The organism is Microcoleus vaginatus HSN003 (genome assembly GCF_022701255.1).
GTDB classification, from domain to species: domain Bacteria; phylum Cyanobacteriota; class Cyanobacteriia; order Cyanobacteriales; family Microcoleaceae; genus Microcoleus; species Microcoleus vaginatus_B.
In genome coordinates, this window is record NZ_CP031705.1 from 6,289,351 (window position 1) to 6,312,917 (window position 23,567).

At 44.0% G+C, this 23,567-nt stretch carries 17 protein-coding genes and 1 riboswitch; of the genes, 4 read left to right on the forward strand and 13 right to left on the reverse strand.

Features of this window, described 5'->3' with window-relative positions:
• Window positions 1–193 precede the first annotated feature (193 nt).
• Both D0A37_RS26945 and D0A37_RS26950 read right to left on the reverse strand, forming a co-directional pair.
• On the reverse strand, window positions 194–1,819 hold the full coding sequence (locus D0A37_RS26945; protein WP_242719184.1) for a cation:proton antiporter: 1,626 nt from the start codon (window positions 1,817–1,819) through the stop codon (window positions 194–196).
• 91 nt (window positions 1,820–1,910) lie between these two features.
• Window positions 1,911–1,999: riboswitch (Fluoride riboswitch) on the reverse strand.
• Window positions 2,000–2,470: 471 nt separating this feature from the next.
• Window positions 2,471–3,481: a Gfo/Idh/MocA family protein gene (locus tag D0A37_RS26950; protein ID WP_242719186.1), complete on the reverse strand. Its 1,011-nt coding sequence runs from the start codon at window positions 3,479–3,481 to the stop codon at window positions 2,471–2,473.
• A gap of 129 nt (window positions 3,482–3,610) precedes the next feature.
• Between D0A37_RS26950 and D0A37_RS26955 the strand changes: the two genes are divergently transcribed.
• Both D0A37_RS26955 and D0A37_RS26960 read left to right on the forward strand, forming a co-directional pair.
• The gene (locus D0A37_RS26955; protein WP_242719188.1) at window positions 3,611–3,793 is read left to right on the forward strand and encodes a hypothetical protein; all 183 of its coding nucleotides are present in this window, start codon (window positions 3,611–3,613) and stop codon (window positions 3,791–3,793) included.
• 213 nt (window positions 3,794–4,006) lie between these two features.
• Window positions 4,007–4,306, forward strand: a complete 300-nt coding sequence (locus D0A37_RS26960) for a ferredoxin (RefSeq protein ID WP_106149950.1) — start codon at window positions 4,007–4,009, stop codon at window positions 4,304–4,306.
• A gap of 345 nt (window positions 4,307–4,651) precedes the next feature.
• Here D0A37_RS26960 and D0A37_RS26965 read toward each other — a convergent pair whose 3' ends face one another.
• The 4 genes from D0A37_RS26965 to D0A37_RS26980 all read right to left on the reverse strand — a co-directional run bounded on the left by D0A37_RS26965 (window position 4,652) and on the right by D0A37_RS26980 (window position 14,187).
• A complete protein-coding gene (locus D0A37_RS26965) occupies window positions 4,652–6,307 on the reverse strand; it encodes a SpoIID/LytB domain-containing protein (RefSeq protein WP_242719190.1) in 1,656 nt (551 codons plus the stop codon).
• 434 nt (window positions 6,308–6,741) lie between these two features.
• On the reverse strand, window positions 6,742–11,481 hold the full coding sequence (locus tag D0A37_RS26970) for a WD40 domain-containing protein (RefSeq protein ID WP_242719192.1): 4,740 nt from the start codon (window positions 11,479–11,481) through the stop codon (window positions 6,742–6,744).
• 4 nt (window positions 11,482–11,485) lie between these two features.
• Window positions 11,486–12,865, reverse strand: a complete 1,380-nt coding sequence (locus tag D0A37_RS26975; RefSeq protein WP_242719194.1) for a P-loop NTPase fold protein — start codon at window positions 12,863–12,865, stop codon at window positions 11,486–11,488.
• Between the two features lie 131 nt (window positions 12,866–12,996).
• Complete coding sequence (locus D0A37_RS26980; RefSeq protein ID WP_242719196.1) at window positions 12,997–14,187, reverse strand: M20 family metallopeptidase; 1,191 nt, start codon at window positions 14,185–14,187, stop codon at window positions 12,997–12,999.
• Between the two features lie 301 nt (window positions 14,188–14,488).
• Here D0A37_RS26980 and D0A37_RS26985 point away from each other — a divergent pair, with 301 nt between their 5' ends.
• The gene (locus D0A37_RS26985) at window positions 14,489–15,967 is read left to right on the forward strand and encodes a glycosyltransferase family 87 protein (protein WP_242719198.1); all 1,479 of its coding nucleotides are present in this window, start codon (window positions 14,489–14,491) and stop codon (window positions 15,965–15,967) included.
• A gap of 87 nt (window positions 15,968–16,054) precedes the next feature.
• On the opposite strand, the gene D0A37_RS26990 is transcribed toward D0A37_RS26985, so the two are convergent.
• Entirely contained in the window at window positions 16,055–16,267 is a 213-nt protein-coding gene (locus D0A37_RS26990; RefSeq protein WP_242719200.1) for a ribbon-helix-helix domain-containing protein, read from the reverse strand.
• Between the two features lie 140 nt (window positions 16,268–16,407).
• Between D0A37_RS26990 and D0A37_RS26995 the strand changes: the two genes are divergently transcribed.
• Entirely contained in the window at window positions 16,408–16,641 is a 234-nt protein-coding gene (locus tag D0A37_RS26995) for a hypothetical protein (RefSeq protein WP_242719202.1), read from the forward strand.
• A gap of 251 nt (window positions 16,642–16,892) precedes the next feature.
• Here the strand turns inward: D0A37_RS26995 and D0A37_RS27000 are convergent, their stop codons facing one another.
• From D0A37_RS27000 to D0A37_RS27025, 6 genes are all read right to left on the reverse strand, one after another.
• Window positions 16,893–18,479, reverse strand: a complete 1,587-nt coding sequence (locus D0A37_RS27000; RefSeq protein WP_242719204.1) for a DUF262 domain-containing protein — start codon at window positions 18,477–18,479, stop codon at window positions 16,893–16,895.
• Window positions 18,480–18,946: 467 nt separating this feature from the next.
• Entirely contained in the window at window positions 18,947–19,357 is a 411-nt protein-coding gene (locus D0A37_RS27005; RefSeq protein ID WP_242719206.1) for a putative toxin-antitoxin system toxin component, PIN family, read from the reverse strand.
• Complete coding sequence (locus D0A37_RS27010) at window positions 19,347–19,634, reverse strand: hypothetical protein (protein ID WP_242719207.1); 288 nt, start codon at window positions 19,632–19,634, stop codon at window positions 19,347–19,349. Before D0A37_RS27010 ends, D0A37_RS27005 begins: the two co-directional genes overlap by 11 nt.
• Window positions 19,635–19,759: 125 nt before the next feature.
• A complete protein-coding gene (gene aspS / locus D0A37_RS27015; protein ID WP_242719209.1) occupies window positions 19,760–21,547 on the reverse strand; it encodes an aspartate--tRNA ligase in 1,788 nt (595 codons plus the stop codon).
• A 163-nt stretch (window positions 21,548–21,710) separates the two neighbouring features.
• On the reverse strand, window positions 21,711–22,316 hold the full coding sequence (locus D0A37_RS27020; RefSeq protein ID WP_242719211.1) for a hypothetical protein: 606 nt from the start codon (window positions 22,314–22,316) through the stop codon (window positions 21,711–21,713).
• A 381-nt stretch (window positions 22,317–22,697) separates the two neighbouring features.
• Window positions 22,698–23,327 carry a macro domain-containing protein gene (locus D0A37_RS27025; RefSeq protein ID WP_242719213.1) on the reverse strand — a complete coding sequence of 210 codons (630 nt, stop codon included), beginning with the start codon at window positions 23,325–23,327 and terminating at the stop codon, window positions 22,698–22,700.
• Window positions 23,328–23,567 lie beyond the last annotated feature (240 nt).

Here is a 23,567-nt window from a genome sequence, read left to right on the forward strand (position 1 = left end):
GCTGAAACGTAACCAGACGCATCAAACAGAGCGCGATCGCGAATTTTAGGCAACCACGTGAGTTGGGGCAAGGCGATAAACTGCTAAAATTGATGAAGATGTTTTATCAAAAACCATCCTTTTTTATAAATTTGGACGGGATACAATAGGTAAGTTAAGTAAATCCTTCTTGCTGCTTGCTTCTTTCTTCCTTCTACTTATGACTACATTCCACCAAGATGACAGGAATAGGACTGGTTTCTAAGACGGCTTGAGAAACAGAACCTATTAGCACTTCTTCCCAAGGTTGATGCCCTCGTTTTCCGATCGCAATATATGCCACTTGCCGAGCTTGTGCCACGTGGATAATCTCCTGTGGAACTGTACCCGAAAGACTCAGGAACTCATAGCGAATATCTGATAATATTCGTTGTGCTTGTTGTTGTAATTGTAAGTTTGTGCTTTGCTCTCCCAGATTATCTACATACAAAACAATCACATCTCCATCACTGCGCCGAGCTAAGTCTGCGGCTTTAGTTAAAACATCTGCTGTTACGGGGGAAGCGTCTACTGCGGCGAGAAAAACTGGACGACCGGAAATAGCTACTTTTGTAGGGTCAACTTCGCCTTTTTCTAATAGTTTGGGAGCACAAGTGGGAATTGCCCAAGCACCCAAGGGAGCTGTTACTAAAATTGAGAGAGCTGCGATCGCCAAAATCGTCTCGCCACCAGCAATGCCCTGAGCTAGGGGAATCGCCCCAATCGCCGCCTGTACCGTTGCTTTAGCGGAATTTCCTGGTAGCAAAAACAGCCGTTCTTTCCCAGTCCAATTACTACCTACAGTGGAAAGATACCAACCGAGCGATCGCCCAATCAGAGTCCCAATCGCCAACACCAACAAACCAACCAGCAAGGTATTGCCTAATACATTAAGTTGAATACTAGCTCCCAGTAGCACAAACAAAATAATTTCCGCGATCGTCCACAAATTATCAAAGCCACCCCGCAATCTTCGTGCTAAAGGTGCATCCAACTCAATCAGGAAAAACCCCGCCGCCATGACAGCCAAATAGCCAGAGAAAACCGGAATATGTTCGGCTGATACTACCAGCCCAAGGGCAAAGCCAGCAGCGACTAGAGAGTCATGAACCGCAGTTTGAGTCCAGTTTTGCTTGACTAATAGTGACACCAAAATTCGAGCAGTCACCCATCCCAACAGCACCCCCAAGGTAATTTGGATGAAGATTTGAAATGGCAGCAATTGCAGAGGGCTGAGGGTGATTCCTCCCACTAAGGTAATGGCTGTAGCTTTCCCTTGGGATAGAAATGCTAGCAGTAGGCTAAACACCAGCAAAAGCAATACATCTGACAAGGCACTCCCCGTCAGAATCGCATCGGGAATTCCTTTTTTTACTCCCCAACCTAAACTTTTTAACCGCAGCATTCCGGGAACAATCACTGCTGGAGATTCCGCACCAATGATGCAGCCTAGCAGTAGCCCCGTCAAAAAATCAAACTGAAGTAGCCACATCGCAGCGACAGCAATGGCGACGGCCTCGCAAGCGGCAGGCAGAAAGCCTAATCGCAGCGCCACGGTTCCCTGTTGGGATAGCTTTTCGCGATCGAGTCCTAACCCCGCTTTCATCAAAATCACCATCACAGCAATGGTGCGAAGAGAATTCGCTGCGCCCAAAACCTCTGGGCTAATGACATTCCCCAGTTGCGGGCCTAATAAAATGCCCACCAGCACCATACCTACGAGTGCTGGAGCTTTCAGCCGTCGAGCAATCTGCCCGACAAAAAAGCCCATTAATAAAATCCAGATCATACTTTCTAACATCACGCCACCTTGAAGCTGAATGGATGAACGTGACTTGTAGGGGAAAGATCGATCGAGGCATCCGCACTATCCTACCCTTCCGCCACAAGTCGGAACAGTAGGAGCCATCAGCCTTTTAAACGTTATGAAGATTATTAATAACGAAGGGCGGTTTCGGCGAGCTCCATCGCCATCATTACTTTTATACCACTATTGAAGCTGATAAGCTGTTCGGCATTTAAAAGACGATAGTATGGTGCGTCAGTACAGAAGTGTTTCCCGCATAAGCGCGTAAGTGTTCACTCCTGACGCACCCTACAAGCCTCGTTAGTTGTTTAAATGCTCCACAGCTTATTCCATTTCCGTGCCTCCCGGAATGCCTACCCTTGTTCATGGACTTCGACGGTTTGAACCTATCTTTTTGGGATGGAAACTAGCTCATATCCTGGAAGGAATATAGCATTCCTTCCAGGAGTCTTACAAAGATGTAGGGGTAATGCCTTTCTTTGCCTACCCGGCTTCATGGGGGCAACCACGGGGGGTTTGCCCCTACAAGAATTACACAAATGATTTAGGATTAGGATTGTTATAGGTAATTGAGAAAGGTGCAATATCTCCGTTCTATTGAATTTTTTTCCCAAATCAAATAACCTTCTGTTTCATAGCTTTTTATCAATTTATAAGGGCGATAGTTTGCCTAGTTTCGCTCGATCGCCTCGCAGCATCTGCAACCTTCAAAGCGTACAAACTACTGGAAGTATTCACGTACAAAGGCGTACCGTTTGACAAATATTCCAACACCATATCGGTGTCTTTGGCAAACAAGCCGCGTCGCGTTCCTACTTTGAGGTTGCGCCGATTTTCTCCCTGAATTAATTGACCGGATTCTGGAGTAAAAACCAGGGTTCCTGCTTCTCCGTAGATGGTAAAAATGTTTTCCGACTGCCAAAAAGTCTCTCCTTTTCCATAAACAGCTTCAGCGACAACGCCATTGGCAAAGCGCAACTGTGCATTGCACAAACAAGCTTTGTAGAAATCCGGCTGACTGTCCCAAAATTGAGCTTGACAGTTAACGCTTGTCACTTCTCCGAACAAATCGGTAAATCGGTGCAGTCGCGAAATTGCGCCAACTAAGGGAAAGCCAAAGAGGGAATGTTGATAAGTCCACCGCTGCGGGGCTGGATGTTGAGGAGTAATAGTAATGTAGCGGGCGTAAAAAACTTTACCCACTAATGGCAAAGATTCTTTGATTGAGGAGTGCAAACCGCCTAACAGTTCGATGTGTTCGATGTGGAGGAGTTTTTGCTTTTGGGCGGCAAGTTCGATCGCCCTTTCTGCTTCAGATACGTCTAAAGATAGAGGATATTCCACCACAACGTGCTTGTCATTTTCTAACGCCGCCAGGACGATCGCCCCGTGATCCCGATTCACCGTACAGACAATCACCAAATCTAAATCGTCTCTTTCTACCAGCTTGCGCCAGGAAACCGCAGCTTCTGCCCCGAACCCTTGACAAAATTCTGCGGTTTTTTCCGGGGTGTGGCCCGCAACCGCTACCAAGTGCGATCGCCCATCAGCTTGAATTGTCTCGGCCCTCAACTTAGCGGCAAAACCAGTACCCACAATTCCCACGCGAATTGGAGAATTAACGGAAGAACCAAAGCGAGTATCAATATTAGTCATGGGATTTGAGATTTAAGATTTTAGATAGTTACAGACTTGCGCTGCAGGGGTTTAGGGTTCTATCGCCCCGATTTTAAGCTGTGGTTGTGGTGCGATTTATTCGATCGAGCCTTCAACACCCAAGTCTTGATGCCATCTAACTATACATTTCACCGCCTGCTGGGACTTGCCTTGCAGCAAGTCTTGCTGAAACTCGATCGACACACCGCATACCAACAACCCGGTTTTTGTGCTGTAGGGCTCAAAACAGGATTTTTCTTGGAAACCGGATTATTTAGCGCAAGTCTTGCGGCAACAGTATCACAAGGCTGAATCCAAGATAGGTATAAGTAATCAAGATGAAATTAGAAAAAGTTATAACTAATCCCATTCAAATGTTTTGTAAATAAGTGTGTCAACCTCCCTTCTATCCCCTACTATCATAGAGGGAACGAACCTAAGACCTAACCTCAAAGCTAATAGAGCCTTGAAGTTTGCATTAGGAAAAATTATCAATCTTGTTGAATTTTTGAGAGGATTTAGTGCATGGCAACTTACAAAGTTACCCTCATCAGCGAAGCCGAAGGAATTAACCAGACCATTGACGTTGATGACGATACTTACATTCTTGATGCTGCTGAAGAAGCAGGACTCGACCTCCCCTACTCTTGCCGCGCTGGAGCTTGCTCCACCTGCGCCGGCAAAATCACCAAAGGCGAAATTGACCAATCCGACCAATCTTTCTTGGACGATGACCAAATCGAGGCCGGATTTGTCCTCACCTGCGTCGCCTATCCCAAGTCTGACTGTACGATCGAAACTCACCAAGAAGAATCGCTCTACTAAGAAAGGACGCTCTGCGTGATACCCTAAGAAACCCGGTTTCTCGTTTCCAGAATTAAGCTGAAATACGGCAATTATGTTAAGAAACCGGGTTTCTGTGTCTAACATTGCAACAAAGCCGCCAGCAGTCTGTCACTCCCAGCTATGAATTCCTAGCTGTTTGAGCAGATAGCTGACCAAATAATTTTAGATTTTAGATGGCAGATTTTAGATTAACTGTGAAACCAATCTAGAATCCAAAGTCTAAAATCTAAAAGTTTTACGGCTGATATTTAGTCCGCAAAGGCGGACTTTGTTTGTGTAGTGGCGATGATTTAAATCGCCGACTCTTAGGCCGACTTCGATCGACTATTCGCGCCAAAATGTAATGTTATCGCTGAGCGGCACAACTTGAGCGCCGGGAAAATAAAAGCTCAGAATTTGAGATCCATTCCAGCCCAAATTAGCCAAATTGTAAGAACCAGTCTGACTCATTCCCACCCCGTGTCCGAAGCCGCCTCCGACAAAAGCATAACCGTTGAGAGTTTTGTCGGGATTGTAAATTGGTTCTAGGTAAAAAAGCGTGCTAATCGGCGGGTAAAAAGCATTGCGAATCTCGTCTTTGTCGATATCGATGGGGCCCAAGTCAGTTTGAACCTTCATTTTCAAAACTCGACCTGCGGCCGACCTTTCCACCACTTCTACTTGAGTGACAGTTTTAAGATTAGCCAGCGGGTGCTGTTTCTTCTGAAGATACTGTTTGAGAAATCCACCAATCGCGGTCAAAGAAGCTGGTTCGCGCCACCGAAAAGTGTCTTCTTTTTCCTCATTAAACCCTGTTTCCAAACTCAGAAAGCGGCGGAAGTTGTTTTCGTCAGACAAACTCTGCTTGGACAAATCCCAAATATTATTAGGGGAATCGACGATCGATCGCAAATATGGACGTTCCGCGCCCTCCCACACATCGTTAAAAGTCGCTGTCACGCCGCCGCTAGACGCGGAATAAAGCGCGTCTACTAGCTGATTTTCGTAAGCTAGCACCAAACCGCTCGTTTGGGCGATCGCCTTATCACTTTGCGGGTAAACCTCGGTTAAACCGTGATAAACTTGGCAGTTAACATCAGCGCACAACTCATAATTATCTACAGCAAACCGGCGCAAATTTCTCAGGGCGTAGGTTCTCGCCAAAATAGTTTGAGCCACAATCGCAGCGTAAGGCGAAAAAGCCCCAATTTCGTGAGGAACCACACCCCGCAAATAAGTTTCGGTCAGCACTTTATTCACCAAAGTATAAGTGCCGTAAGAATTTTTTTGCAGGTGCAAACTGCCGCCATAACGGCGAGTTTGTTGAATAGCTTTTTCGGGTTCAATAGCTGTCGCCTCTTGGGTAGTTTGTTCCAATACCTCAATCACATTTTTCCCCGCCGTCACATCCAACTCATTGCGGTTGAAGCGAAAGCCGTTTAAAACCCAAAATGCCTGGGGTACTTGTTTAAAAACTTTGGAATCCAAAAAAGCTGTTGTGTTCCCTTGAGCTTGCAAACTTTGCAACAGCCAGCGCCGCACCAAAGGAGAGTTATAAACATCTCTTTTCGCCCAAACTTGCCAGCGCAAAGGTTGAGCAATTTCTACTTCAATTCCCTGGGCGCGCCACTGATTGGCGCTGTCTTCCGCACTCTCGAAACTGCGGTGGGAACTTAGTACCACTCGTTCTTCTACTGTCGGCGTTTCCAGTGGTTTCGGGGCTATTTCTAACTTGACGCTAGCAGCCGTTTTGGTTTCTATGCCTTGAGGAGTTTTGTAACGCAAAGTTAAGCTGTCGCCCGGTAATGCTTTCAGCGTCAGTTTGTCGGTTGCTTTTGTGCCAAACCGCTGCACCACGCCGATTTTGATCGGTCTATTTTGGGCAGTTTGGGCGTATCCCGCAGCGGTGAAAATGGGCAACAGGCACAATGCGGTGAAAACAGTGCTAGAAACGCAGCTAAACCATTTGTAATTGGGAGTTGGAGGTGCTTGAGCGAACACGGTTATCTGTCTCGCGATAGTTGAAAATGGGGATTTTTGATTGTACGTTAGCACATTTGGCCGCTGCTAGACGCGGATTCCGGAAGATTAGGTGGTTTGGTTCGTTAAACCGATAGTCCGACAGGGGTTGAAACCCCTGCCTCAAAGCAAAAGTCCTCTAAAAGAGGACTGAATAATTCATTAGTCCTCTTTTAGAGGACTTTCGCTATTAGACAGGGAATTCATTCCCTGGCGGACTGCCGGGTGGGCGGGAGGAATGGCGGACAAAAAGCTTAAGTTGACACGCCTTGGGCACTGGCGGTTTCCTGGCTGTGGGTAATATTAATTCCGATGCTACCGGATTTGAGATGAAACGCAGTAATCGCAAAAGTTGCGATCGCTTTACATTCTGTTACACGGTCAGGTTTATTTGCACCTACCGACTGATTGGCTAATCATTTTTTCTGAGCACTAATATCATCGCAAACGTGTTTCTCGCTTTCATCAGCATTATTCTGCAAATAGTCGTGCAGCCAGTCGCAGCCTTGCACCAGCATTTCATCTAAACTTTTAATTCGCCACAACCGGGCTGTATAGTCATCTGATGCCGTAGTAATGTATTTGCCGTCGGGACTGAAACTGACACTCGATACCGAATCTTGATGTCCTTTAAATTCTTGTATCAGCTTGCCTGTTAAATCCCACAACCTTGCTGTATAGTCCCCTGATGCCGTAGCGATGTATTTGCCGTCAGGACTAAAACTGACACTCCATACTACATTTTGATGTCCTTTAAATTCTCGTATCAGCTTGCCTGTTAAATCGTACAACCTTGCTGTTTTGTCCCCTGATATAGCAATGTATTTGCCGTCGGGACTAAAACTGACACTCGATACCGAATCTTGATGTCCTTTAAATTCTTGTATCAGCTTGCCTGTTAAATCGTACAACCTTGCTGTTTTGTCCCCTGATGCCGTAGCGATGTATTTGCCGTCATGACTAAAACTGACACTCAAGACCAAATTTTGATGTCCTTTAAATTCTTGGATCAGGTTGCCTGTTAAATCCCACAACCGGGCTGTTTTGTCAAATGATGCCGTAGCGATGTATTTGCCGTCAGGACTAAAACTGATACTGGTTACCGAATCTTGATGTCCTTTAAATTCTCGTATCAGCTTGCCTGTTAAATCCCACAACCGGGCTGTTTTGTCCGATGATGCCGTAGCGATGTATTTGCCGTCGGGACTAAAACTGACACTGGTTACCGAATCTTGATGTCCTTTAAATTCTCGTATCAGCTTGCCTGTTAAATCGTACAACCTTGCTGTTTTGTCCCCTGATATAGCAATGTATTTGCCGTCGGGACTAAAACTGACACTCGATACCAAATCTTGATGTCCTTTAAATTCTTGTATCAGCTTGCCTGTTAAATCCCACAACCGGGCTGTATAGTCCCCTGATGCCGTAGCGATGTATTTGCCGTCGTGACTAAAACTGACACTCAATACCAAATTTTGATGTCCTTTAAATTCTTGGATCAGGTTGCCTGTTAAATCCCACAACCGGGCTGTTTTGTCCAATGATGCCGTAGCGATGTATTTGCCGTCGTGACTAAAACTGACACTTGTTACCGAACTTTGATGTCCTTTAAATTCTTCTATCAACTTACCTGTTAAATCCCACAACCTTGCTGTTTTGTCCCCTGATGCCGTAGCGATGTATTTGCCGTCGGGACTAAAACTGACACTCCTTACCGAACTTTGATGTCCTTTAAATTGTTGTATCAACTTGCCTTTGACATCCCACAACCGGGCTGTTTTGTCTGCTGATGCCGTAGCGATGTATTTGCCGTCAGGACTAAAACTGACACTCGATACCCAACGTTGATGTCCTTTAAATTCTTGTATCAACTTGCCTGTTACATCCCACAACCGGGCTGTATAGTCATCTGATGCCGTAGCGATGTATTTGCCGTCGGGACTAAAACTGACACTCGATACCGAATCTTGATGTCCTTTAAATTCTTGTATCAACTTGCCTGTTACATCCCACAACCTTGCTGTTTTGTCCCCTGATGCCGTAGCGATGTATTTGCCGTCGGGACTAAAACTGACACTCGATACCCAACGTTGATGTCCTTTAAATTCTTGTATCAACTTGCCTGTTACATCCCACAACCGGGCTGTTTTGTCCCATGATGCCGTAGCGATGTATTTGCCGTCGGGACTAAAACTGACACTCCATACCAAACGTTGATGTCCTTTAAACCGATTTTGTTCTCGGATGTTGTCGAGAATCTGGTTGAGGGCAATCTGGGGAGTAAATATCGGGTAATCTGCAAGGGAACGAACGTCCTTGACTGTAGCTTTGAGTTCTTTTCCAGTCTTCACGGCAGAGATTAAAGCATCTATTTGGTTATTGTGCAACTCAAACATTCTCAAAGCATCACTTGCAGCGCGCTCTAATTTTGTCAATTTCTGTGCCTTGTCCACTTGCTGCCACGCTACTCCCATTACAGTTGCAGCTAAAACTAGGCTAATACTCAATACCGCTGTACCAATACCAATTCGTCTCTGGGCTTTTCGCTGTGATTCTACAGACAAAAGTTCTGCTTTTTGTCTTGCCTCTGCTAATATCTGATTTTCAGCTTCAGTTTGCTTGAGTTTTTGGCGTAATTCTAGTAATTCCGCACCGCGCTGTTTGCGGATAAAAGGCACTAAATAATCGTGGACAAGTTGGTAGCGTTCTATGGGAGTTGCAGGCACTTCTAACACCAATCCCGATTTAACCACAATCTCTAAAACTAACTCTAATTTTTCTGACTTACTTCCTAAATCTGCTGCTAACTCAGCCAGAGTTTTCTGAGGACGAGTGTTGTTTTCATCCGTCAGCAAGTACAAGACAAGTTCGGCAATATCTTTATTTTCCTGGCCGCAGTCGGCGATAACTTCTGCTAAAAATTCCTCAACCAGTTTGAGCTTTGCCTGACTGCCAAGTTGCTGATATTCACTCAGTTGAGTAATCTGCCTTTTTTCTAGTTGCATTCCCGCGATTTGAAGTTCGATCGGCCGTACTTCTCCCACTTCACCTGCTAAATCTGCTACCAGTGCGTTTACCACATCTTCCGACAAGTCAAGTTGAGAGCGTTTGGTTAAGGTTTGGACAACAACTTTAGCATCGGCAATCGAAAAGTTACCCAAGTAATAGCAGATATTTTTATTGAGAATGTCGTTATCAATCATCGATAAGTTGGTCGTGCGATTCCATTCTAACAAGTAGAAGAGATAATCTTCCCGCAGCGACAGGATAATTTTGAGGTCGCTAATCTGATTTAAACATTCAGCCAGAAAATCATATAACTCTCGCCTACCACTTGGATCTCGATAAGCAAAGAAAAATTCCTCAAACTGGTCAAAGATTAATACAGTTAATAAATTACGGTCTTGATTCAGTCGCAACTGTTCTAAAATAGCTGTCGGAGTGTCGATCGCCCCTGACAAATTCACAGCTTTTAATTCTTCAATTCCTGCTTTTAAACACTCACCGCAATCCCTCACCCAATCATGATAGGATTGCAATAAAATAGGCAATACGTCCCGCGCTTCAAAAGTTGTCAGTTGCAGTGCTGGAACTAACCATGCCTGAATTATCGAACTTTTTCCTACGCCAGATTGTCCGTGAACGATCGTCAGCTTGCAAGCAGGTGTACGTATCCGTTTACTTATCTCTTTAATATCGCGCGATCGCCCGGAAGCTGCTTCTATTTCCTCAACAATTTCAGCTTTTGACTTACCGGATTTTAAACCGAGATCAATTATTTGTTGCGGCGACTGCAAGCGGCTGGCACCGATAAAAGCTTGCAATCCATATTTGCTTTTAACTGCTTGTTGTTCGAGTTTAAGGTAAAATGCTTTTAAATATTCGCCTTGCTCAAAATAGAGAGTTCTCAACTCTTCTAAAATCCTCAAATAAAGCGGCACGTCCTCTTGAGGCTGTGTAATTTCTTTAGCTACTTCTAAGTTTTTAACTGCCTTCGACTGTTGAGTGAGATTTCGCTGCGCTTTGGCCAAAAGTAACCGATACAAACCATTCTTTTGTTGGGATACTCTTGGTTGTGCCAAAATAGCCAATGCTGATTGAGCCGATTGGCAAGCTTTTCCGCACTCCAAACTTTGCAGCGCCACCTCAGCCAAAAAGCCGTAATCTTCAGCTACTTGACTCGGAGTGCCGTAATGTTCGTGCATTTCTAAGGCTTTTTTAGCTAAAATTTCCAACTCTTCCCAAGCTTGTAAAAGTCGCAGCACTTCGCAGAGTTTGCTAATACATTTCGCAGCTAAATCATGTCGCTGCACTAGCTCAAAACTCTCCAGAGATTGCTGTAAATACTTTCTAGCTTCTTGCCAATAATTTAGATTTCCTGCCCGGTGCAATTCAGCTTTGCGGTTGTAAGCTTGAGCAATTTTCTGGCAGACAATTCCTTGTCTTTCTAACTGGTGATTTTGCTGCCAAAATGTCAAACTTTGTTTATAATGTTCGAGTGCTAAATCTATTTGATTTTTCTGAACTTCAACTAAACCCTGAATAAATTGCCAACTAGCTTGCAAATCCGGGCCTAATGCTGCATTTAGCAGGTCATTCTCCAACGACTCAATTTCACAGTCATCTAATTTGAAATTCTCAACATTAGCAAAAGCTTGACTTGCTTGTTGTTGCAACAAATTCATCAAATCATCGGGCGGCATAGTAAACTGAATTGGAGAGGGAGCCCAAGACTTCAAATCATTTGCCGATCGACTAAATTTAGACAGTACGGAATCCGTAACCCATAATATTAAGGGAAAAGCAAAATCTTGCTTGAATTGATCTCGCGCTCTATTAGCCCCAGCTAGCAGGTCATCAACAGCAACCACCGATTCGATACCTAAAACTATTAAAGCTTTCGGCGGTTGCTCTTGGACGGCATTGAGAATGGTTTGATAAAGTGTTTTGGTGGCAGGTTCGAGGGCTAATTCTTGATATTCAACAGTAGAGCGATCGCGCAGCTTTTCCAGCATTGCAGAACGCAAGCTAGCATAATTGCAGCGCACTAGAGTTAAAGAAAACTTTCCTTGAAAGCGGGCGATCGTCCTTACTAAAGTAGAGAGGGATCGCTCATTTTCTGCTGCAATATCTTCGGCTAGATTTGAGTTTACCATAATCTCACGAATTTTGCTGCTGCCACAGCTTAAATTTGTCAGTTTCCATCAACAGCGGATTCAACGCAAACCAATTTCCTTGAATGTCTACATATTCAAAAACCCACAGATTTCTCAGCAAATCTTGGTATTCTTTATCTCCCTTAATGCTTTGTTCTTTCACCACCTTAAAAAGTAAGTCCCACTCATCATTATCAATGCCACGAATCAGACTGTCGCGGGAATTACGAATCACAGATTGCAACACATTTTGGGAAATGGGAGGGTCATCTTGCTGCAAGCAACCAAACAGCATTCCCATCAAGTTTCGCAAATGACCTCCGCTGACGCGACACAATCTATCTAAAGTTTCAGGACTGTCAAAAACTTGGGTAATTAATGTGATATATTTCTCTGGCACAACATCGGGAAATGCCCGCGACATCACCATGCGCCGCAGCAAATTCATCCCCTCAACACATTCGCTACCGTCTCTATTCTTTACTGGTACCATCGGCAAAACTTTCGGTTCAACTCCGCCCCCCAAGCGATTTTTTAATATTTCACTTTCATTAGAAAAAATCAATTCCAACGGCAGCGTATAAACTAAATGGCAATTCAGTTTTCGCAACTGATCGCCCCGGTCAATAAAGATATATTCTGGCAACGGTCGCCCGGCTGCATTGGGTCGAGAAACTATCCGGTCTAAGTTATCAACAATCACCACCAATCCTTTTTTACCCCGCTGCTTTAGCTGATTAATTGCTACATCAATAATTTCTTGATTAATCAGTTCTAACATTTTATTGGCTTGCGGTTCCATGTACTGTCTCAGTTTAGATCGCAAGTCGGGATCGCTTTTGATTTTGGCAGTAATTTTGGCAATGCCTAAAGGCAGAGAAACTTCCAGATTCCCGTCTGTATTGCCCTTATATTTGCTGCCAAAAAGTTCTCCTTCTGCTTCTAGGGTGACAGGAGTCTGTAAAAAATTCCAACTGTTTTTTAAGAAGTCTTTAAAACCCTGGGGCTGCAAGGAAATGTTGCCCTCTTCCAAACTTTGACTGACTCGCCGCGCGATCGCTAACATGATATCTGTCAAATCGAGATCCATTTCATCGAGGTCTTGTGTTGACTCGAAGTAAACTACATGAAACCCCTGATCTGTCAACTCTTTTTGTAGTCGCGATAATTCAGTAGACTTGCCGCAACCAATATGTCCGGTAAATAATTGGCAAGTCGGTTTATCTCGTGCCAGACGGGTAATTGTTCGTTTGAGTATGTCAATAATTTTCCCGCCGCGCACCTCAGCAAAATCAATGTAGTAGCGAATATCTTCTGAATTTCCAAACTTGAGGGAGTGACTGGGATTGCAGGCGTCGCAGAATCGATCGAAATCTAGGTTCATAAAATTTTCTAAATTAGTTTTTGTAGTTATTGTAGGGTGGGTCAGGGCTGAATGCTTTGACCAGAGACTAAACATTTTTTCCGCTAAGCACCCTACGGTTAGTTAGCTGACCACCCATACGTCGAAGACTATTAGTGTGAACCTGGATGCTGTTTCCAATATTGGTAGGCGGCATAGGCTAAGGTGACAGCGCCGGTGACGATCGCCGCTTCATCAACCTCAAATTGCGGGTGATGGAGGGGATAGTTCGGTTTGTCAGTCAGTCCCACTCCTAAGCGAAACATGGTTCCCGGTGCGTGTTCTAAGTACATCGAAAAATCTTCCGCGCCGAGGGATGGTTCTGGTAAAATCTGGACGCGCGATCGACCTAAAGCTTCTAAAGCCGCAGTTTCGACTAATTGCGTGAGTTTTGGGTCGTTTTGGACTCCCGGCACGCCGCGCTTGTAAGTGAGTTCGTACTTAGCGCCGTAAGTCCCGCAAACGCTAGAAACAATTTGTTCGATCCAAGCCGGCAGGTTTTCGTGGGTTTCCGGATGGAGCGATCGCACGGTTCCCAATAATTTTACTCGATCGGCAATTACGTTCGGCGCTCGTCCGCCGTTAATTTGCCCGATCGTCAAAACCAGTGGCCTCAAAGGATTTTGCGTGCGGCTAATTGCCTGCTGCAAAGTGGTAATTATCTGAGAAGCAATCCAAATTGCGTCGATCGCCTCGTGGGGACGCGCACCGTGGCCGGATTCGCCCATCACAATCAATTCTATGTCATCTGCCGCCGCCGTGAGTGCCCCGTGGCGGATACCGATGCAACCGCCGGGAATCGTCGGGAAAACGTGCACTCCGAGGATGCCGTCAACATCTTGCATCGCGCCGTCTTTAATCATCCATTGAGCACCTTGGGCAATCTCTTCCGCCGGCTGAAACAAGAAGCGGACGTGACCGGGCAATTTTTCTTCTAGCTGAGACAATATCATTGCTGCGCCCAAACCGACGGTGGTGTGGATGTCGTGGCCGCAGGCGTGCATGACTCCCTCGTTGCGGGAGGCAAATTCTAAGTTTGTGCGTTCTTGAATCGGCAAAGCGTCCATATCGGTGCGAATTGCCAGCCACCGGGACTCGTTGCTATTGCCTTTGAGTTCGCCGAGGACTCCTGTTTTGCCGATTCCTTCGATCGCGTGAACTCCGCTGGATGCGAGAACTCCGGCTACGTAGGCGGCGGTTTGATATTCTTGGCCGCTGAGTTCGGGGTGGGAGTGGATGTGGCGGCGAATTTCGATTAAGCGGGGTGCTAGGGTGGCGGCTAATTCTTTGATGCGGGGAAGCATGAATTTAGTTGGGGAGTGCGGTACAAGTTGTAGTCAACTAGGGTAACGCATATGTTTGGGGGTGAACAGGGTTACAAGGCACAAAAGTGCGATCGGGCTTTTAGATCGCAATCCTATTTTGTTTGTGAATAAGATTTTTTTTCTCACCACAGAGGGCGCAGAGGACGCAGAGAAAAGAGAGAAAAGAGAGTTAGGCAGAAACCCGGAAAAAACGTCTAGATTCTCGGTTCACCGGCTGACTTTTAGTTGATAATCTCTGGTTGTGATATCATCAAAAAGTAATTTTTTAAAATTATTTCCTATGATTAGCTTTGGATTCTGGAATGTAATAATTATAATTGCCGTCGCTTTGTTTCTAAAATTTAATTGGCGATTAGATAGCGAAAAAACAGCATGGCAAGATTCTTTATTTTTAAAAGATCCTTCGATCCAAAGGTTGACTCAGTTTTTTAGTCAACCTATCGTTAACTTTATTTTGCAAGCAGTTATTGTATTAGTTCTCACCCGATTTCTCAGTTATACCGGTTGGTTGGTTTACAATCTGACTACTCGACCCGATCCGCCTTACTGGGATTTTAAGTGGTTTTATGTAGCGAGTAGATTAGCCCATCAGCATTTGAGTCCCTTTAATGTAGAAGTATTTAACCGCGGTTTCTGTAGCATCACAAAAGTGTGTGGGTTTATTCCATCTTTTGTTTATCCACCTAATATCATTCCTCCGCTGTGGTTTTTGGGCTATTTCCCGATGAAGACTGCATTCACCATCTGGACTTGGCTGCATCTTATTGCCACAGGTTTTGTTTTATGGGGAGCGAATATCTTGTTGGAGTCGCACTCACGAGCTTTTAGGACTATTTGTAGTATATCAGTTGCATTCCTCTACGGTTTTGTCTTCGATCTTCAAGTTGGCAATGTGGCCACTTTTATTGCCCTTCTGCTGTTATGGATGTTTATTTATGCTAGGGAAAATCACGATATAATTGCAGGAGTTTTATTAGGTATTGCCCTTTTTAAACCCACTTTAGTTATATTGTTTATTCCTTATTTTTTAATCAAAAGACGGTTTCAGCTAGTTTTTATATCTATAGTCACGGTAACTTTTTTGGCAGTTATAGGTCTAGCTGTAACGGGCAATTCCTTAACAGGATTTATACAGGATGCGACTCGTGGATTTCCACTCTGGCTCAACGATCCATCGAATAATGCTTATATTTCTATGAGTCGCCTTGATTTAAGGGTTATGGGGCCGAGATTTTTCCCCGATAGTCCCTTCGTGGCGAAGCTATTTTCTGACTTGATTATTCTGGTGCTAGTTGGTTTAGTGAGTTGGTATTTTTACAAAAAACAATCTCGCAATGCTTGGTCAAAAAAACTTGACTTATCTGAAATGGTGCTAATTTCTACTTTGAGCATTGCTATCAACTATTCTCAGCCCACCAGTTCTGTGATGTTAGCACCGGCGGTGGTTTTTTTGCTGAATGATTTATGCTTTCAGATTAAAAACTGTTCCTTCTCTAGGCAAAGAATGTCGGTTTGGTTATTGGGAGTTGGCTGTGTCATGGTGCAAACCGCAGTGATTCATGGCGGGCTGTTGGTGTTTCTAGGAAAGCGGTGGAACTGGAAGGGGGGGGAATTGCCTTATTTGTTTAAAGTAACTATTTTTTCACTACCGAGTTATGCGATTTTAGGCCTTACGTTAAGTGTTTTAGTCTTAGCAATTACCTCTCTTCGTCAAAAACAGGTTGCTGAATTTGACCCTTTGGATCAGGTTTCTGGTTAGAGGAAAAACAAAACCTCACTGCAACACAAAATAAACGGCCAGACAGGTTGGCAGTTGAGAATGACCCATTAGCGTAGAGATCAAAGGTTAATTGCTGCTGGGTTCATCTTCTGTAGTCTTTTTAGCCAAGTAAGCATCTACAGCTTGAGAGACAATCCGACTGACGAGATTGCTGACTGTCCGGTCTTCTTTCTTGGCCCAATCTTCCAAGACGTTGTAGGCGTTTGGAGGAACGTAGCTGGTGACTCGTTTTAGGTTTTTTGCTGGCAAATTAGGCAACTGGGAATTTACTTCATACATCGATCGTACTTTCTTTGTACGCCTCTTGCATAGTGACACACGGTGTGATACCGTGTAAATAGTCAAACACAAAACCCCCACCGGTCAGACTCGCAATCGTTCGGTGGGGGCTTGAACTCCCATATTTAGGAGGAAACTCTATGATATCACCGCCAAAATCAGTTCCCGAACTGCTCCGGGAAGAAATTCCTGACGTACCTCAAGGTAAGCAACCGATTCGTTTGCTGTTGTGTGGCGTTCCCAAAGCGGTAGACAGTATCGTTAATCTGTTGCACGTTTTAGGTTTTGCAGAAGTTGGGGAATGGAGCCCGCCTCTACCATCGCCGATAGCGGGTGAGGTAATTCGGATTTTAACCCGTTACTGGAAAGAGTAATCTTTGAGGGCGATCGCACGAATTGAAAAAGTGCGATCGACCTTTCTGTCTCATTGAAGAGCGATCGCCAATCCGGTTTTCTGGCGTGATCGAGCTGACCCTTCTAATAGGACTAGACATTTCTCTATCTAGGTTTAAAGCCATTTTGGATTCACTTTTGGTCTGAGTCCCGTTAGACCATAACAAGCAAGGCAGATTGCACTTATAAAAAGATGTATCAGCAGACAGCTAGACTGCAAGAACTTTATCAACTAAACAATTTTGCACAGTTCATTTGCTTTTTTAAGTAGCAATTCAGCTCTGGAGGCCAGAAAGCTATCATAGTCATCGGTGAACGTATTGACAGGGCATAAATGTGTTACTATTATACCCTGAAAAGTTTGAGCTTCAGCAGGCATCTTAGTACGGTATTTGCTAGGTGGTTGATTTCTGATTTTATTGTTGTCAGTTCGGGAAAGTAATGCAAAGTTTGCCAAACAATTGATTTGCTCATCTTTATACTTTCTCAGACTTTCCAAGTAAGCTTTGGGAAAAATATGATGAAATTCCTTTCGATTACCTTGGGATAAAACCTTTTGCAAAGATATCTTCGTACCTTGAATAAAGTTTAATGGGTTTCCTTGTGCTAAAAGGATAATAAATGTATTTGTTGCAACTGTAGACATTCGGAACGAGTTTTTAAGAAAGAAGGTAGTATCTAAGGATATGTCAAAGTCTCCAAGTTTATGAGGTTTGCCTGCCTTAAGATTTTGTACTTCTGCCAAATCTACAGCGGTACTCTTAGCTCCTCCTCTCGCATATCTTTGAGAAAAACATGAACGCCAAAACCATTTATTGATAGTTTTGTATTGCTCATCAGGTATAGGAGGTGGTTGTTTTTGTGGTGAAGCGAAGAAGGAGGCTAAAACGGGTAATATGTTTTCCATTGGTAAAAGCTTAAGAGTGAAAACATTTAGCTCACCCTTCAAAAAGTCAATAGCCCTGAATATGCCGGTCCGAATTTCATCGAATTTTTCTCGTACTGTACTACCAGGAAGTTCCATAAAATCTTCTGGATCGGCACTATTCATTGCTACCGCAGAGCAGCATTTGAGAAGCAAATCAGAGCCTACCTCTTTGAAGCCGAATGGTTCCAGTTCTTCAGTAACTTCTCTAAACTTCTCTTGTAAGTCAAAATCTTCACTCCAGTTCCAGACCGACAAAAGCTGAAAAGTATCTAATTCGACCCCTTGCCGATTGATCCTCTCAAAAACGGTTGCAACATATTTCCGTTCTTCATTTTCAAATCGTTCTACAGGAATTCGGGCTTGGGTAAATTTGTCCACTAGCTTGTCTATCTTTTGTGCTAAACTCTCATCTAAGTTTCTAGTAACTTTCCTATACTTAGGAGCATCGAAAACATACTTTAGCGGGAAAAATTTTGTACGATCATAATTGGTAAAATCTTCCAAATATTGAAAGGGAACAGATTCTTCGCTATTTATTTCAAAAAATAGATTAGTCCAATTAGTATTTTCTCGCTTTTCAGGAATAAGAGAAGTCTGAAATATACCAAAAATAGAAGTTATTCTCTGTTGCCCATCAAGTACATAATCTATGGGATATTCAGGATCGTTATCAAGAAGTTTATAAGGACCGAGATTTCTTTCAGTCCGTAAAGGATTTCTAGTTCTCCAAAGTAATAAAGAACCAAAAGGAAAACCTTGATAAATACTGTCGATGAAGTAGGAAACTCTACTGGGTTCCCAAACAAAACCCCGTTGAAAAGAGGGAATTCTAATTCTTCCCCTTTCGACATCATTAATTAAGTCTTTAATAAAGTAGTAAGTGTCAGGCATAGAAAGTTAATTTGAAGCTACCTTTATAATTATAGCAGAGGAGGGCTTAAACAAAAAATCAGTCCTAATCATTATACAATCGATGGTAATTGACGCTTTCACATCAACAAACAAGCTATAAAGGAAACAACTTCCATTTATGGCGTATAAAGCCTGTTTGGGATTGGTTTGGGTTGAAAATTTGTTTAAGTCCCGATAAGTAAGCCTACCTAAAAAAACCAATTATCCAGATTCCCGAGTTCTTTAAAAAGTCGGGAATCTACAAATAGTTAAATTGTCAAGGTGTTTCATAATTATGACTTGGGCGTATAGGTCGATCGCACTTGCAACTCCTTCATCTGCTTCTCATCCACATCAGACGGCGCATTCGCCAATAAACAGCACACTTGCTGCATCTTCGGAAACGCAATGATATCTATGATAATTATAGTGTTTTTAGTCTAAAGACGTGCCATGTAATTATGGCATTAACTAAATCTCTCAATAAACATATCGGGAGTAACAATTTCGACTCCTTGAAAAGGAGTTAATACCAATAAATCCAAATCACCCGTAACAATTACATTGGCATTACCACTAACAGCCAAGTCTAAAAACTTATTATCTTTTTCATCTCGACAAACAGTGATGTTTTCTGTAATAGAAACTAATTGGGATGAACTGATAAATTTCAGTAAAAATACTTGCCGATCTTCCAAAGAAAGATACTTGTTAAACTTTTTACGATTTAAAACTTGCTCTAATTCATTTAAAGTCGTTTCAGAATATAAAATTATTCCTTTTGTTTCGGCCAACTCAATCGCCCGAAATGGGACTGAGGTTTTAAACAGTAAAGCACTGATTAAAACATTCGTATCAATGACACATCTATTCGTCATTATTATCTGCTAAAATGTCTTGTAAAATTTCAGGCGTTAAGCCTCGCTGCATGGCTCGATCGGAAATTTCTGCCATAACCTGCGTTAAAGTTTTATTGTGTAAATTTTCTCTAAAAAACAATTGAATAATCAAACTTAACTCTTGCTGAGTCTTAGGACTAGCTTCTTCAAACGCTGTCTTAATATTTTCATCAACTTGAATCGTAATTATTGCCATAGCGGTTAAAAAAAGTGTTAATACGAAAACATTTTTTTTCAACTCTATTTTATCACACATCTTGCACCATTCTCAAGAACAGGCAAGATGCCTGTTCCACAACAAACAGATGAATTTTATTGTGCGGTGGGCACGAGAGCTCGCCCTGAAAGGATTATTGAGAATGGTCAAGGTGTTTTATACGCTTATGACTTGGGCGTATAAGTCGATCGCACTTGCAACTCCTTCAACTGCTTCTCATCCACCCCAGCAGGCGCATTCGTCAGCAAACAACCAGCCTGCTGCGTCTTCGGAAACGCAATCACATCGCGAATCGATTCCTCGCCCGCCAACAGCATCACCAAGCGATCCAAACCGTAAGCAATGCCTCCGTGGGGCGGAGTTCCATACTCAAACGCATCCAACAAAAAGCCAAACTTATTGTAAGCTTCCTCACTCGATAAGCCGATCGCCTCAAACACCTTTTCCTGCACTTCCCGCTGATAAATCCGCAGAGAACCGCCGCCGATTTCTGTACCGTTTAACACCAAATCGTAAGCTTGAGCTCTCGCAGTTTTCAAATCGTTAATATCGTCAGGATGCGGCGCAGTAAACGGGTGATGCAATGCTTCCAAACGCTTCTCGTCAGCGTTCCATTCAAACATCGGGAAATCTGTCACCCACAGCAGATTCATCTTGTCTTTGTCAATCAATCCCAATTCGTTACCGACAAACAAACGCAATCTATCCAAAGTCTTATTGACAGTTGTCACGTCGGCTGCTGCAAATAACAACAAATGACCTGGTTGCGCGCCCGTGCGATCGAGCAATTCCTGTTTTTGTGCTTCCGTCAAATTATCCTTAATTGCGCCGATCGTATCAATTTCGCCGTTATCCCGCACCCGAATGTAAGCTAATCCCTTCGCACCGGCTTCGCTGGCTTCCCTAAACAAATCGCCGCCCGGTTTAATCCGCACATTAGAAATCGCATCATTCCCGCCCGGAATCGGCAAAACTTTCACAATTCCGCCCGCAGCAACCGCCCCGGAAAATACCTTAAATCCCGAATCTTTCATCAAATCGGAAACATCGACTAATTCCAAACCGAAACGAGTGTCTGGTTTGTCGCTACCATAGCGATCCATTGCTTCCGCGTAAGTCAAGCGCGGAAAAGGACGAGGCAATTCTACGCCTTTGACACTTTGGAAAATCTGGGAGACTAAACCTTCGTTTAATTCGAGAATTTCTTCTAAAGACATGAAACTCATTTCCATGTCTAATTGTGTGAATTCCGGCTGTCTGTCAGCGCGCAAATCTTCATCGCGGAAACAGCGGGCAATTTGATAATATCTGTCCAAACCCGAAACCATTAACAATTGTTTGAACAACTGCGGCGACTGCGGCAAAGCGTACCAATCGCCCAAATTGACGCGACTGGGCACTAAATAATCTCTCGCACCTTCAGGAGTCGATCGCGTTAAAATCGGTGTTTCAACTTCAATAAAACCTCCCACATCTTCCAGGTGGCGGCGCATAGCTTTCACAACTTGGTGGCGAAGCTGCAAATTGCGACTCATACGATCGCGCCGCAAGTCCAAATAGCGATATTTCAGCCGCAAATCTTCCCGCACGCTTTCATTTTCCGCCGTCGCCACCTGAAACGGTAACTGTTTGCGAACCGCATTCAACAACTCAATTTCGTCAGCGTAAATTTCCACCTCACCCGTAGGCAATTTCGGGTTGAGGGAATCTTCGGGGCGGTTGGTGACTCGCCCAGTAATTTTAAGCACGTATTCGCTGCGTAAAGCCTCAGCCCCGTGATAGGAATCGGGGGTGCGTTCAGGATCGCTGACAATTTGCACAATACCCGATCGATCGCGCACATCCAGAAAAATCACCCCGCCATGATCGCGGCGGCGATCCACCCAGCCGTAAAGGGTGACAGTCTCTCCGATGTGTTCGCTTCGCAGTTCGCCGCAGTAGTAACTTCTCATAATTCGGGGTTGTGGACTAAAAATAAAGCTTTTTAATTATGCAGTATGCCTGAAACTTCTGCTGAATGCAAATGCACGCACGATCGCCATTAGCTTTGGAATTAATTCCAAAGCTAGCTAGCCTAACAACCCGCTGGGAGTTCCCAACCCCCGGCTGGCCCTTCTAGGAATCTCCGCGATCGCTGTGAGACTTGTCAAAAAACGCCGTCAGCGTGTTCCATGCAGACTTAGCCGCATCCGTCAAGCGAGTGCCGATCGACTCAATTTGCCTCACAATAACGTGCCAATTCTTTTCAGCTTCGGTGTGAATGTGGTCAACAGCTTGTTCGATGCGATCGCGTTCGATCAATTTATTTTGTTCCACCGCTTCTCGCGCTTGTCGCACAGCTTTCAAATAAGCTTCGCGACTGACTTCGCCGGCATCTTGCACCTGCGCTTGCGCCCGCGTTTTAATCGCATCCACCACCAGCCAATTTTTCTCAGATTCTTTTTTAATCAGCCTGACTGCTGCTGTGACTCTTTCGTGGGCGAGATCCTTATTTTCTTCGATCGCCGCCGAGGCCTTATTCACAGCTTTTAAATAAGCTTCGCGAGTGAGTTCGCCCGCTGCTTGCACTTCGGCCGTGGCGCGTTTTTTAATTGCTTCAAACAGCGCCGCAGTTTCTGCGATCGCCTCATCAGTCGCGTCGGGCATCTCTTGTTTGACGATCGCCGTCGTTTCGAGAGTTGCCTCTAAAACTGGTTCCTCGGTTACTTTTGGATCTGTCATATCAATCTTCTCCTGTGCTAGTAAACATTTTCAAAAAATCTCACAGTCCCTGGATGCAGACTTTGTAGGTGTAGCGCCAGAAGGAATTGTGGTCTTTTATACAGACTTTGTAGGTGTAGCGCCAGAAAGAATTCTGGCATTTAATAAGAACTAGGCAATTCTTGTTCCAGCTTTATCCACTTTTGTATCCGCGCTTACCTAGTTGTAATAACCTCAGTTCTATTACATTATATCTACCAAAGTTGCTCTCGTGTGTAGGATACCGCCAACTTGTAGGTACGGTTTAGCGCACTTAAATTTGTGATAAGTCTCTATACCTAAAAAAACACACACTAATAAACTTGGTTTCTCAACACAAGAAAACGAGCAAACTTAATAGTTTCAATTTTCCAACTGCAAATCTTCGCTTTCGTCCGTATATAACAAGTGGTGACATCTTTGAGCGTGCAGTAAAGATTGAGGAAATTCGTACTGAGATAAGAGGACTTCTTCGAGCGCAACTTTCATTTGATTGGCGCAGATATGTGGCGGTACTTTGCCCATTCCCGTACCCATACCGGGAATAGCGATAGTTTCAATGATATGTTTGACTGGCGTTCCATCTGGTACTGAGCCAAATTTTACGAGATTCAAAATAGCGCGGGTTGCTAGATAAACATTTACTGTTTCTCTTAAAACTGTGGGAACGCGCATAATTGGTGCAGCGATTAAATAGGGAATTTCAGCATGATCTGTGTCTAAAACTTCTGCCATTCCTACTAATAGTTCACCGTGATGTCGATCCTGAATTAGTTGTTGCAGCCGTTCAAGAACCTGCCCTCCAAAAAATTCCGAAATTTCTAAACCTAAGCCGTCGTCCATGAAACCAAAACTATTTCCCGGACTAACAATAGCATCGCATTTCACATCAAAGATTGAACCGCGGTGTATCTTGACATTTTCCATATTGCCGCAAGTGCTTTCCCACGCTCTAACTAAACTATCGTCTAAGGTAGCCAGCACAATTTGCATAAATACTCTCTCTTAATTTTAATTGCGAATAGCTAGACCGATCGCCAATTTAATCCTACAATACTTTACATAAGGCTGCTGAATCTAAAACTCATCTCAATTTCAACTAGCAAATGTCCAAGAGCTGTATGCAGCAATCCCCCAATCTCCGCCACCCGATCGCAATTAGTTTAGATACGGTTGCCACCGCTTTAAATCGGTATTATATCACCTTCGGGTTTGGCAACCATTTCGCTGCGC

Coding starts and splice junctions, on each gene's coding strand:
- D0A37_RS27005 (WP_242719206.1), bottom strand. CDS start 19,357: ATGACGAATAGATGTGTCATTGATACGAATGTTTTAATCAGTGCTTTA.
- D0A37_RS27020 (WP_242719211.1), bottom strand. CDS start 22,316: ATGACAGATCCAAAAGTAACCGAGGAACCAGTTTTAGAGGCAACTCTC.
- D0A37_RS26950 (WP_242719186.1), bottom strand. CDS start 3,481: ATGACTAATATTGATACTCGCTTTGGTTCTTCCGTTAATTCTCCAATT.
- D0A37_RS26980 (WP_242719196.1), bottom strand. CDS start 14,187: ATGCTTCCCCGCATCAAAGAATTAGCCGCCACCCTAGCACCCCGCTTA.
- D0A37_RS26955 (WP_242719188.1), top strand. CDS start 3,611: ATGCCATCTAACTATACATTTCACCGCCTGCTGGGACTTGCCTTGCAG.
- D0A37_RS26960 (WP_106149950.1), top strand. CDS start 4,007: ATGGCAACTTACAAAGTTACCCTCATCAGCGAAGCCGAAGGAATTAAC.
- aspS (WP_242719209.1), bottom strand. CDS start 21,547: ATGAGAAGTTACTACTGCGGCGAACTGCGAAGCGAACACATCGGAGAG.
- D0A37_RS27000 (WP_242719204.1), bottom strand. CDS start 18,479: ATGCCTGACACTTACTACTTTATTAAAGACTTAATTAATGATGTCGAA.
- D0A37_RS26975 (WP_242719194.1), bottom strand. CDS start 12,865: ATGAACCTAGATTTCGATCGATTCTGCGACGCCTGCAATCCCAGTCAC.
- D0A37_RS26985 (WP_242719198.1), top strand. CDS start 14,489: ATGATTAGCTTTGGATTCTGGAATGTAATAATTATAATTGCCGTCGCT.
- D0A37_RS27010 (WP_242719207.1), bottom strand. CDS start 19,634: ATGTGTGATAAAATAGAGTTGAAAAAAAATGTTTTCGTATTAACACTT.
- D0A37_RS26990 (WP_242719200.1), bottom strand. CDS start 16,267: ATGTATGAAGTAAATTCCCAGTTGCCTAATTTGCCAGCAAAAAACCTA.
- D0A37_RS26970 (WP_242719192.1), bottom strand. CDS start 11,481: ATGGTAAACTCAAATCTAGCCGAAGATATTGCAGCAGAAAATGAGCGA.
- D0A37_RS26995 (WP_242719202.1), top strand. CDS start 16,408: ATGATATCACCGCCAAAATCAGTTCCCGAACTGCTCCGGGAAGAAATT.
- D0A37_RS26945 (WP_242719184.1), bottom strand. CDS start 1,819: ATGTTAGAAAGTATGATCTGGATTTTATTAATGGGCTTTTTTGTCGGG.
- D0A37_RS27025 (WP_242719213.1), bottom strand. CDS start 23,327: ATGCAAATTGTGCTGGCTACCTTAGACGATAGTTTAGTTAGAGCGTGG.